7 protein-coding genes and 2 pseudogenes are annotated in these 12092 nt (G+C 66.0%); 8 read left to right on the top strand and 1 reads right to left on the bottom strand.

Annotated elements, in window-relative coordinates; all coding sequences use genetic code 11:
* Positions 1-4: 4 nt before the first annotated feature.
* The gene (locus CR470_RS05570) at positions 5-376 is read left to right on the top strand and encodes a DUF6193 family natural product biosynthesis protein (protein WP_030815760.1); all 372 of its coding nucleotides are present in this window, start codon (positions 5-7) and stop codon (positions 374-376) included.
* Between the two features lie 628 nt (positions 377-1004).
* Here the strand turns inward: CR470_RS05570 and CR470_RS05565 are convergent.
* Positions 1005-3389 carry a type I restriction-modification system subunit M/S gene (locus CR470_RS05565; RefSeq protein ID WP_143663773.1) on the bottom strand — a complete coding sequence of 795 codons (2385 nt, stop codon included), beginning with the start codon at positions 3387-3389 and terminating at the stop codon, positions 1005-1007.
* 305 nt (positions 3390-3694) lie between these two features.
* Between CR470_RS05565 and CR470_RS05560 the strand changes: the two genes are divergently transcribed.
* The 7 genes and pseudogenes from CR470_RS05560 to CR470_RS05530 all read left to right on the top strand — a co-directional run.
* Complete coding sequence (locus CR470_RS05560; RefSeq protein WP_097866456.1) at positions 3695-3943, top strand: type II toxin-antitoxin system CcdA family antitoxin; 249 nt, start codon at positions 3695-3697, stop codon at positions 3941-3943.
* The gene (locus tag CR470_RS05555) at positions 3940-4341 is read left to right on the top strand and encodes a type II toxin-antitoxin system VapC family toxin (protein ID WP_097866455.1); all 402 of its coding nucleotides are present in this window, start codon (positions 3940-3942) and stop codon (positions 4339-4341) included. Before CR470_RS05560 ends, CR470_RS05555 begins: the two co-directional genes overlap by 4 nt.
* Positions 4342-4732: 391 nt before the next feature.
* Positions 4733-5164: a hypothetical protein gene (locus CR470_RS05550; RefSeq protein ID WP_097866454.1), complete on the top strand. Its 432-nt coding sequence runs from the start codon at positions 4733-4735 to the stop codon at positions 5162-5164.
* The gene (locus CR470_RS05545) at positions 5161-5814 is read left to right on the top strand and encodes a hypothetical protein (RefSeq protein WP_097866453.1); all 654 of its coding nucleotides are present in this window, start codon (positions 5161-5163) and stop codon (positions 5812-5814) included. The genes CR470_RS05550 and CR470_RS05545 overlap by 4 nt, the downstream gene beginning before the upstream one ends.
* 3 nt (positions 5815-5817) lie before the next feature.
* Positions 5818-10490, top strand: a pseudogene (locus CR470_RS05540) (putative T7SS-secreted protein).
* A gap of 32 nt (positions 10491-10522) precedes the next feature.
* The gene (locus CR470_RS05535; protein ID WP_097866452.1) at positions 10523-11272 is read left to right on the top strand and encodes a hypothetical protein; all 750 of its coding nucleotides are present in this window, start codon (positions 10523-10525) and stop codon (positions 11270-11272) included.
* Positions 11273-11778: 506 nt separating this feature from the next.
* Positions 11779-11997, top strand: a pseudogene (locus CR470_RS05530) (sigma factor); the annotation flags it as partial.
* Positions 11998-12092 lie beyond the last annotated feature (95 nt).

Here is a 12092-nt window from a genome sequence, read left to right as displayed (position 1 = left end):
ACGAATGACAAATGATGAAGCTCTCGCGCGGGCTGCTGAGATCGTCGCGACTGAGTGGAAGGACATCCTCGACTCCGAGGACGGCCTGATCGATCCCGCCATGCCCCGGGCGGCCTACGCAAACCCTCGCCTGCGGGAACTGTTTCCGACGGTCAGCCACGGCGCGCTGTACCTCAGCCGATGCATTCGCCACCCGCGGCCGCACGACGTGGGCAGCCTGTTCCCACGCGCCGGGGGCGGGTTCATGGTCGTCCGCCAGTCCGACGGCACGGTTCTCGGGGAGCCCGAGACGGTGGAGGAGGCAGTGGCGTTGATCGCCGCGAACCTTCCCGAAGGCTGCGGCCCAGCCATCGACGGATCGGCTAACGATCTGTAACCACGGAGGCAGCCATCTTGACCGCCCCTGCCGTGAGCACTCTGGGTTGGCATGGACGAGGCTGCTTGGAAGGTGCGTGCCGCACTCGGTGAGGGACAGGATTGCGAAGCAGTCCACGGATGCGGGCACCCGTGCCCCATCCGTGCCCAGCCGAGCGGACAACAGCGGTCAGGTGCGGTTCCCAGAGACCGTAGCCAAACACCGCACCGAACGGGAGAACACAGGTCGGAGGCTCTTTCACAGCCCGAGCACCGCTGATTCCCAAGCTCAGAGCGCGAGTTCGATTCTCGTCACCCGCTCCAGACAAAGCCCCAGGCCAGGAGCCTGGGGCTTTATTGATGTCCTGGTTCCTGCTGCCTACCTCCGTAGGGCCGAAACCGTTCCCACTGCAGCAAAGCAAAGTCCTGCTGCTGCGCCGAATGCAGTTCCTGCGGACAGGATCACGTCAGGGGTGCCTGCGCCAGCCGCGTGCTTCAACGCGGCCACGCAGGTGGCAACCAGCGTGGAGAAGAGAGCGATGATCAGCAGCCAGAGCGCCCTCGTGACCGTTGCGGACGGGCGCGTGGCATCGGAGGTGGTCATTCCTGGTCTCCCTTTCGCAGCCTCTGGAGGCCGGGTCGGCGGATGGTCAGACAGTGAAGGGGCTGGAGTTGGACATGTCCGAGAGATGTCGTAGGACCAGCCCTTTGGCGTGAGTGAGGGCTCTCGACAGCTCCCGGTGGACGGCGGACCTTTCGTGGAGGAGGGCCAGCAGTGCTGCGAATTCCGCCTGCACGTCGAGGGGCGGCAACAGCACTTCCTGACGTCCCAGCGCGGCCTTGGTGATGAACGGAGCGGCGGTGGCTGCCGCGCGGTCCCTGACCCGGCCGACGGCTTCCGGGAGCCCCAGGGCGGCGTGCAGGTAGTCGGGCAGACCGCCGGTGCCCTCGCGACAACGGAGCCTGATCACGTTGGAGCTCATGAGCCACCCGGTCTGTTCCTCGGTGACCATGGCCGGCGGGCCCATGGCACCTGCACGGACACAGACGATGTCCCCAGCCTCAAGCCGGTAGGTATCCAGCCGGGCGGCACGTTCCGGCGAGACGCGTTCGTCAATGGTGTCGCTCAACCGCCCATCCCGGAGGTGCTTGGGTGAGACAACGGGCACTGTGCCGTCAGGAATTCTGTCCTTAGGTGCCAACAGCGCGTGAGACGCCCCGAGTTGGATGTCGCACAACTCCGCCAGAGTCACGCTGCGCCAGGTCGCCCGACGCACACGATCAGTGTTGAGCCGGGCCTGTAGCTGACCGGTGCGCTCGTCCATTTGCCGACACCGTGCGGTCAGCGAAGCCACCTCGGCCCAGGTCGTCTCCGCTGCACGGCTTGACTGACCGATCGCCCGTTGAACCGGGCCTCCCATGTGATCGATCGGGTTGAGGGAATATCCGGCATCGCGCAGGGCTTCTCTGTCGACCCGGGTACCGGGTACGGCCGTCGCGGGAGAATCACGCAGATCGACAGCCCCTCTCCCCCAGTGGCCCCCGTATGCGTCGAGGACGGAGCGGACGTCATCGTCCGCGAGCACGCGTCGTCCACCGCGCTGTACAGCACCCAGGTCACGTGCATCCAAGAACAAGACGTCGTCCCCGGCGTCGGCCGGGTGGCGCAGTAGCCAGACGCACACCGGCACGGAGGTTCCCGAGAAGAGCTTGTCGGGCAGGGCGACAACGCATTCCACGACACCCCGTTCCACCATCGCTCCACGGATCGCCGCCTCTGCCGCATTCCCTGAATTACCGGCCTTGTTAGGCATCACCACGGCGGCACGTCCGCCCTCGGCAAGCACGGACAAGGCGTATTGCGGGTAGGCGAAGTTGTCATTGCCGACCGGTGGGGCCCCGTACCTCCAGGTTCCTGTACGTGTGGTCTCCTGCAGGGAATCCTTCATGTTGAAGGGAGGATTCGTGAGCACCAGGTCGACCGGCTCCGGCGGCCATGCCCGTTCCCACGGCCGCCCACCTGCTCTGAGCTGAAGCGCGAACCGGACCCCACGCAACGCCAGGTTCATGCTCGCCAGTGGCAAGGTCGCACGCCTGGGTGTCTGTCCGAGCAGCCGGGGCAGAGGCACACCGTCGAGGACGTTTCCGCTCACTGCCCGCACCGACATGTCCACCGCCGCGCCAAGAAGCTCGCCACCGCGGAGGTAGGGGTCGTACACGCTCGTGGCAGAGGAACTTCGAGCGGCCAGCCCCAGCCCCGCCATCAGCTGTGCCACAGGGAGCGGAGTGAAGAATTCACGACTGCCCAGCCGCGCCGTTTCCTCGTAGCCTTTTACGATCAACTGAAAGGCACGAGGGCTCAGCAGGCCAACCAACCGCACGGCTTCCACGATGTCCTCGAACCTTCTGGGCTCCAGGCGCACCAAGGCGTCCCGTGTCTCCGGCAGCGATCCCATGGCGTGCAGTGCCTTGTCCGTCTGCGAGCCGACCAGCCTGAGCAGGTCGCTGCTCGACCGCCGATCGCCGCTGGATGTGGCGTAGCCCTTGACCGCCTGCCAGCTGGAGGGCTGCGTCACATGCAGGAAGTGCAGAGCCGCGAGCAGGTTCAGGTAGGCAACCTCCCTGTCCGGGCCTCCCACCCTCTCGGCCAACGGGCCCATGAGGTTGCCGATGATCTCGGCGTCCCTCGTGCCGAGGTCATCCCGAGTACCGGGCCCGGGCGGGAGCAGGGACGTGGGCTGAGGCTGGGCCGCGACGGAGCCGGACGCTCTGCGCCGCCGAGCACGCACACCGTAGGTGATGAACTCGTCCTCCCCCTGCGCACGCCGGTGCGAGGGCACACGTCGCCCGTCGAGCCAGCTCAGGACCTCGAACTCAAGGAAGTAGTCCTGGCCAGATGTCCGCCTAGGGGCGGGAAAGTCTGCAGCACGCCGCTCCCAGGTGGTGACCGCAGCCCGTGTCACCCCTGCCAGTACCGCGATCTGCATGCGGGTAAGCAGGCGCGTGCCCTCATGTTCATCGGTGCTCTTCTTCATCTCGTCCGACATCCCTTCGAAGTGGCCCTGGCGGGCCGTTCGTTGGGTGTGAGCGTAGAACGCCCCTCTCGAGAAAACTCCATGAGTACTTGCAGTACTCAACTCCTCAACCTGACGCTACGGCGCCAACAGGGAGACCTGGGCACACTGTTTACGCACCTCATCGACTCTTGAAAGCACAGGTCTCCCTCGCGGCGAACTCACAGATGCATCCGCATTAACACTTGACTGGCTTCGCAGCTACTCGGTCGGAACCTGGACAGCCATCGCGTTCGACTTCACGCATACTCCGGTATGCTCTGAGTATGTCATCGACGACTCGTATCACCGTCACGCTCCCCAGCGACCAGGTGGCGGAGCTCCGCAAGCTCACGGACAACGTCTCCGGCTACGTGGCGGAGGCCGTAGCCCGCCAGATCCGGCACCAGCTCCTGGGCGACGACCTCCGCCGCCATGAGGAAGAACACGGCCCCTTCAGGGACGAGGAGCTTACCGAGGCCCGCTCGAAGATCTTCGGTGCTGCCGGTTCCTCCGATAACGCGGACGCCGCGTGAGCGAGCGCATCGAAACCGTCATCCTGGACTCGGAAGGGCTCTCCGCCTGGATCGCGCAGGACCGCAAGCTCCTAGCGATGCTTCAGGTCTTCCACGACATGGGCGCCGACCTGGCGATCGGGGCCAACACCATCGTGGAAGTCACTCACTCCCGCACCAACATGCCCCGTCTGAACTGGGCCCTCTCCCGCGTCAAGGTGGAGCCGGTCACCGAACAAGCGGCGAAAGCGGCAGCAGAACTCGTCAAAGGGGCTGGGCTGCACGGACACAAGTACGCCATCGACGCCACGGTCGCCGAGGTCGCCCTGCGTCAGCAGAAACCCGTCGCCCTCTTGACCTCCGACAGCGACGACATGACCAAACTCTGCGGAGACCAGGTCCGCATCATCCCTCTCTGACGCGCCGGCCCACCCGGAGCACCCCCTGGCAGAGTCCGCAGCACCGCTGACCTCGTGCCCCATCCATGCCCGGCAGAGCGGACAACAGCGGTCAGGTACAGCTTCCAGAGACCATGGAAACCCAAGCTCCCTCATGGGAAAGCGCAGGTCATAGCCCCTCTGGCAGCCCAAGAACCGTTGATTCCCAAGCTCAGAGCGCGAGTTCGATTCTCGTCACCCGCTCTTCGATAAAGGCCCTGGTCGATGACCAGGGCCCTTTTGCGTTCAGCGCCGGCTCTGACTCGTGTGTGGAGGCCGTGCGGACAGCTGGAACCGCGTGGTTGCGGGTGGGCGTGGTGCTCTAGCGTGTGCGGAAGTGAAGGTCACAGCTCGCGGGCCGGGAGGGCTTCCAGTGGGTGACGAGGCAGCGCTGGCGGATCGGATAGCCGAGCGGCGGGCGGGGGTCGGTGATCCGCAGGCTCTGGTGGGTGAGCTACGGCGGTCGTTGGTGCTGGTGCCGTTCGACCGTGGTGGGCTCTGGACCGCCGAGTTCGGTGGGGTGCGGTGGGTGTGCGGGTTCACCGATGAAGCGGCTTTGGCCCGGTTCGTCGAGGCTCGGACCGGTATGCACGGGGCCGGGGCTACGGAGAGGGCCTGGGAGTATGCCGTGTTCCGGGGCGCGCGGTTGCTGGATGAGGTCATTCCGGCCATGGGGGTGCCGGCCGGGGTCGCGGTGAATGTGGCCGATCCGGACGGGGCGATGTTGTTTCCGCCGGTGGTGGGGATCGTTCCGGATGCCGTCGCCGTCGACGCGGACGAAGCGGACAGGGGGCATGACCTGTGAGCGGTACGGGGGCGGAGGACCTCAACGTCGATCCGATCAGTGTTCAGCAGATCACCACCGGGCTGCGTGAGGCCGTGGCGGAGTTGAAGGAGATCGGCACTGGTACGGGGGCGGTGCTGGGCAAGGGGCTTTCGGAGCTGTCGATGACCGGGATGGAGGCCGGGCATCACGGGCTGTCGGTGGACTTCGAGGACTTCTGCGAGCGGTGGGAGTGGGGAGTCCGGGCGCTGGTCCAGGACGCCAACGCGATCGCGGCGAAGCTCGGGCTCGCGGCGGGGATCGTGTGGGAGGAGGACCAGTACGTCCAGGGCACGCTGAAGATCGCCGTGAACGCCGGTGTCGGGAATCCGCACGCCTCCGAGGACGAGATCGTGCAGCAGGGGTGGGGGGATGTGCTGACCCCCGACTATCTGAGCCCCGACTACAGCCAGGAGTCGTTCGAGCGGACGGCAGACGAGGCCGGGCAGACCTGGAAGGACACCGGCCGGGCGCTCGTCACCGAGGGGAACGGCGGACGTCAGGCCGACCAGCTCAACGAGATGTTCGGTGTGGACCAGGAGGCGTTCGACCGGTCCGTGGACGACACATTCGGGCCCTCACCCGAGGAACGCGCCCGACAGCAGCAAGATCAGGGCGGCGGGGGGAGCTAGGCCATGGGGTTCAAGGATTTCGTCAGTGACATCACGCCCGATGTCGTCGAGGACGCGATCGAGGACGGCGTCGAGTGGGCCGGTGACCGGGTCGAGGACGCCGGGAACTGGACCGGTGACCGCCTGGAGGACGCCGGCTGGGAGTCCGGGGCGGACTGGGTCCGGGAGAAGTCCCGGTCCGTGGCGAACCGGATGGGCGCCGAGGTCGACGAGATGGACCTCGGGCAGACCGAGGACAAGACCAAGCTCATCTACGGCAGCCCGTCCAAGGTCCGTTCCAGCGCCACCCATCTACGCAACCTCCAGGGCTCGTTCGACAAGGTCGGCGGCGGGCTCAAAGGCGTGGACTCCTCCGCACTCAAGGGGCAGGCCGCTGATGCCTTCCGGAACTCGGTCTCGATCGAGCCGCCCAAGTGGTTCAAGGCCGCCGACGCCTTCGAGAAGGCCGCCGCCGCGCTCGACTCCTTCGCCGGGACCGTCGAGTGGGCGCAGGGGCAGGCGCAGACCGCGATCGACAAGTGGAAGGCCGGGACCAAGGCGTCCGAGGACGCCAGGGACGCGTACAACGAGAAGACGACCACGTACAACAAGGCCGTCGACGCCTACAACGCCAAGCCCTCCGACGAGCGCGATCCCTCCACTCTGCCGCCGAAGCCCGGCGCGTTCAGTGATCCGGGCACGGGGCGGATGGAGGAGGCGCAAGAGCTGCTCGCGGAGGCGCGTAAGCAGCGCAACACGGCGGCCGATACCGCCCGCAAGGCGGTAACGGCGGCGCGGGACACCGCACCGGCGAAGCCCCGGTACGCCGAGCAGGCCATGGACGGCCTCACCGAGTACCAGGTGATCCAGACCCACATCGCCGGCGGCGTCGTCAAGGGCGCGGCCGGCATCCTGAACTTCGCGCGCAGCGTCAACCCCACGGACCCGTACAACATCACCCACCCCGCCGAATACGGGCTCGCGCTCAACAACACCGCCGCCGGGCTCGTCCGGGTCGCCAACGACCCCTGGGGCACCGGCAAGCAGATGATCGACGACTTCATGAAGGACCCCGCCGAAGGCTTCGGCCGGCTTCTCCCCGATGCCGCCCTCACGGTTGCCACCGGCGGCGCCGGGGCCGGCGTCAAGGGCGCCCGGGCGGTGAAGGAGGCCGCCGACATCGCCTCCGACGCCCGCAAGCTGGAGAACCGTTCACCCGAAGGAACTCACAACCGGCCCGACAGCGAGCGCACCAGCGGGGGAACCGACCCGGTCGACCTCGCCTCCGGCCGCATGTTCCTTCCTCAGACCGACGTGAGGCTCCCCGGCGTACTGCCCCTGACATTCACGCGTCGCTTCGAGTCCGGATACACAGCTGGCCGGTTCTTCGGACCCTCCTGGTCCTCCACCGTCGACGAACGCCTGGAGATCGACGCCAACGGCGTCATTCACGTCACCGCCGACGGCCTGCTCATCACTTACCCCCACCCCTTGCCCGGGTTGCCCACCCACCCGGAATCCGGCACCTCACGGAATTCCCTGAACCGTGATGAAACCGGTGACTACACCCTTACCGACCCCGACACTCGACTGACCAAGTACTTCTCCGCCCCTCACGGAACGGAACCCGGCCAAGACGGAACCGCCTGGCTCGTCCAGATCGGTGACCGCAACGACAACGCCATCAGCATCGACCGCACCGACGACGGGACACCGCAGGAACTCGTCCACTCCGCCGGGTACCGCCTCTCGCTCACCAGCACCGAAACGGGGATCACCGTGCTGAGTGTGAGAGATGAGACCGGGGCAGCCATCCCCATCAGGTCCTACGGCTACACGGGTGGCGATCTCACCACCGTCACGAAACCGTCCGGCGCCACACTCACCTTCATCTACGACGATCGGGGGCGGATCACCGCCTGGATCGACTCCAACAACCACCGCTACGACTACACCTACGACAACAACGACCGCGTGATCGCACAGGGAGGTGAGGGCGGTCACCTGCAGATGACCCTCGCCTACAGCGATCCGGACACGGCAACCGGCCACCGCACGACCTCTCTGACGACCGCGCGCGGTCACACCACCCGCTATCTCGTCGGCAGAGGCAGCCGCATCCTCTCCACGACGGACCCGCTCGGCCGTACCACTCGCTTCACTCACGACGCCCGCGGAAGGCTGCTCACGCTCACCGACCCACTCGGTCGCGCCACAACTCACCAGTACGACGGGGAGGGGAGACAGACCGCGGTCCTCCATCCCGACGGCAGTGAGGAGCGCATCGTCTTCGATCAGCTCGGCCTGCCGACTCAATACACGGCTCAGGACGGTGCTCGTTGGCTGCAGGAGTTCGACGACCGCGGTAATCGAACCGCCGTCACCGATCCCATGGGCAACACAACGCGCTACACCTATGACGCTGCCGGATTCCTGACCGGGAAGACCGACCCGCTCGGAGCGGTCACCTCGATACGGTGCAATGCGTCAGGGCAGCCCGTGGCGGTCACGGACGCCGTCGGTGCCACCACCCGCTACCAGCGGGACCTCCTGGGTCGCCCTGTCCGGATAACCGACGCACTGGGTGCGACCACGGTCCTGGAATGGTCAGCCGACGGAGAACTGGCCGGTCGCACCACCCCTGACGGTTCCAAGGAGTCCTGGGCCTACGACGGCGAAGGGAACTGTACGCGTCACGTCGACGCGCTCGGACGGGAATCCCACTTCGAGTACACGCACTTCGATCTTCTCTCGGCGAGCAGGTCACCTGACGGAGCGAGTTTCGAGTTCCAGCACGATGGCGAACTCAACCTCACGCAGGTCCGGAACACGCTGGGCTCGGTGTGGTCGTACACACGCGACCCTGCGGGGCGGCTCGTTTCGGAGACGGACTTCGACGGCCGCACGCTCACTTACGAGTCGGACGCTGCCGGACAGGTAGTCACGCGCACCAACCCGCTGGGTGAGTCCATCACGTACGAACGCGACGCGTGCGGCCGAGTGACCCGCAAGGACGCGGCGGGCGCGGTGACGACCTTCTCCTACGACCGAGCCGGGCGCCTGCTCCATGCTGCGGGGCCGGAGAGCGAACTGCTCTATCAGTACAACCGAATCGGCCGTGTGAAAGCAGAGATAGCCGACGGCCGTGTCACCACCTATACCTACGATGCGCTGGGCCGCCGGACCGAGCGCATGACACCCACCGGTCAGCGCACCAGGTACGCCTATGACTCCTCCGACCGGCTCACCGAGCTGATCAGCGGCAGCCGGACCATCGCATTCACCCACGACCTGGCGGGCCGCGAACTGACGCGCGCCTCGGGCCCGAGCTGACCTTCGACTCGGCGTGGGACGACGCTGGAAGGCTGGTCGCACAACACATCTTCCGTGGCGAAGACACAGTGAACCGCCGGTCCTACACCTACGACGCCGACGACCGGCTCACGGCAGTCGACGACACACTGCGCGGCATGTCGCGCTTCACCCTGGACGCTGTCGGCCGGGTCGTGTCCGTTACGGCGGACCGGTGGGCCGAGAACTACGCCTACGATGCCGACGGAAATCAGACTTCCGCGTCCTGGACTGCCTCCCATCCCGGCCAGGAGGCTACGGGGCCCCGTTCCTACACCGGCACGGAGATCATTCACGCCGGCGCGATCCGGTTCGAGCACGATGCTCTGGGCCGGGTCACCGTCCGCCGGAAGACACGGCTGTCCCGCAAGCCCGACACCTGGCGGTACACGTGGGACGTCGAGGACCGCCTGACATCGGTGACCACCCCGGACGACATCACGTGGCTCTACCGCTATGACCCCCTTGGCCGCCGCACAAGCAAAGTCCGGCTGTCCGACACGGGTGACCCCACGGGTGAGGAGATCCGTTTCTCCTGGGACGGCACCACGCTCTGCGAGCAGACCACGTTGTCTCCGGAGCTTCCTCGACCGGTCACCCTCACCTGGGATCACGACGGCATTCGCCCTCTCGCCCAGACCGAGCGCATTCTTTCCTCGAACACGCGCCAGGACGTGATCGACGAGCGATTCTTCGCGATCGCCACCGACCTGATTGGCACCCCCACCGAACTCATCGATGAGACCGGGAACGTGGGGTGGCAGTCCCGCGCGGCTCTCTGGGGCAGCACGACATGGCCGAGGGACAGCACGACCTACACGCCGCTCCGCTTTCCCGGCCAGTACTACGACCCGGAGAGCGGCCTGCACTACAACCACCATCGGCACTACGATCCGCAGACCGCGCGCTACCTCACAGCCGACCCTCTCGGTCTTTCGCCCGCGCCCAATCCCCGTACCTACGTCCACAACCCCCACACCTGGTCCGATCCGCTGGGGCTCGGACCCTGCCCCCGAGGAGGGTGGGAAGAAAAAGCCGACTTCTCCAGCCAGAGCGTGATGAGCAAGAAATTTCACGCCCATGCGGGAGACTTCTTGGACGAGCCGGGCAATCTCAAAAAGGCGAATCTCCAGAGGTTCGAAGATAGCATGCGAGCTCACATAAAAGCGGATGACACGAAGATTTACCGATTCGACTACAGAGGCCAAGGGCAAGCGATCGGCTTCATTGACCCGACCACTCAGAAGATGGTCATGCTGCACGCGGACACCGGAAAATTCTGGTCGGGCTATAAACTGGGCGACAAGCAATTTCAAAGCATCATCGATAAAGGGTTCCTATGGTGATTGGGTCGAACGAGGGCGGAACTGGAAGTGCCATGACTGTTCTCGACAGGCAGGGCGCCTTCAGCGGACAATGGCTCGCGGCAGGAGAGAAGAAGGTCACCCCGGTGCCGGCAGGCAGTCGCACGGACGACTCTCTCGTCAGGCGTATCACCCAGGGATGCCGGACTGCGGGCGCCGACGCCGTCCTGGTGATTCACCCCTCCGCCGGGGCAATCGCCTCTGCGGAGAGTCTTCCGCCGGCCGATCCGGGCCTTGTCTCGCTGCCTGCGGATCTTCTGCTCGTCGCTGCGAACCTGGAGGGCGCGGTCCTCTTTCCCGGGCCGGGCTACGCCTTGGTCGCCGGTACGTCGGAGTTCCTCGCGGGAGCGGCGCCGGAGGGAGTGGACCAGGCGCGTGCTCGCTTCGCCCGTTACGCTCGGTCAGCAGCACGGAAATGGCCCGCTCTGGAGTCGACCGCGCGATCGTTTCCTCCCGGACACATCGCCTGGAAGTACCCGAGGGACGTTCCTGAGGCCACCGCCACGGGCCTGCAGCTGGCACTTATGAGAGATCTAGCAGCCGGACGCTGCACGGGGGCGGAATTTGCCGTCGGTTGGCTCGACGCACGTCGTCGTTCGCAACAGCAGGGCGAGCGGGTCCGCGATCCGTTGGAAACTCTTCTCGATCGTGTCTTCTCGCTGCTGGAGGACTACTCCATCGATCCGCAGTTCAAGGAGCCGGAGGATTTGTCGGATGACGACCTGAAGGACGCCGTCATCAAACTGCTAAGCAAAGCGGAATGACCAGCGTCAGAGACCTCTGGGGACCGGGCGCAGTGGAGGCTGGTGCCGGGCACGGCTCCGCGCGGGCGAGAGCCGGGCGCCTCCGGACGTGGCGTCCGATCTCTCCGGGTCGTGCCCCATCCGTGCCCAGCGAAGCGGACAACAGCGGTCAAGTACGGCGCCTGGAGGCCAGGCCAACCTCGCGCGTCTCGACCAAACATGCAGGTCGTAGGGGATGCGACCGCCCAAGCACCGTTGATTCCCAAGCTCAGAGCGCGAGTTCGATTCTCGTCACCCGCTCTTCACGAACCCCCAGGTCATCGACCCGGGGGTTCGTCGTTGTCCAGACCTCACCAAGCGCCTTGCACCAGCTCCGCACCACCTGACCCCTTGTCGCGGCACTCGCGGTCGCTCTTTGCCCGCCCTCGGGATTGCCGCGCATGCTCGCAGCCCTATCGTTATGCCGGTCGGGTGGGCACGCCTGGCCACGTGCTGAGGTGGCGCGTCCTCGGGAGCGGGGAAGCGACATGGGTGACAAGGCGCGGGCGATGGTGCTGGAACTTGATGCGTACCGAGGCGAGTTGGCTCGCTACTGCTATCGCATGCTGGGGTCGTACGCAGAAGTCGAGGATGCCGCTCAGCAGACCCTCGTCCGCGCTCGGCAGAATGCCGGGCAGTTCGCGGGCAGGTCGTCCCTGCGCTCATGGGTGTACCGCATCGCCACCAACGTGTGTCTGGACGCCCTAGGCGGTGTCTTCAAATGATCGTCGCTGGTGGATCATGGTTTCGTGATACGTCGCCATGAACTGTCGGATGCTGAGTGGGAGTTCGTCCGGCCGCT

The organism is Streptomyces sp. rh34 (assembly GCF_002551245.1).
In the GTDB taxonomy this organism is placed as follows: Bacteria; Actinomycetota; Actinomycetes; order Streptomycetales; family Streptomycetaceae; genus Streptomyces.
Note: the sequence above shows the minus strand (reverse complement) of the source record. Positions and strands in the feature narration are given on the sequence as shown.

Bases quoted from the DNA above. Each gene is read 5' to 3' on its own strand.
- CR470_RS05570 (WP_030815760.1), top strand. From the start codon at position 5: ATGACAAATGATGAAGCTCTCGCGCGGGCTGCTGAGATCGTCGCGACT.
- CR470_RS05565 (WP_143663773.1), bottom strand. From the start codon at position 3,389: ATGAAGAAGAGCACCGATGAACATGAGGGCACGCGCCTGCTTACCCGC.
- CR470_RS05560 (WP_097866456.1), top strand. From the start codon at position 3,695: ATGTCATCGACGACTCGTATCACCGTCACGCTCCCCAGCGACCAGGTG.
- CR470_RS05535 (WP_097866452.1), top strand. From the start codon at position 10,523: ATGACTGTTCTCGACAGGCAGGGCGCCTTCAGCGGACAATGGCTCGCG.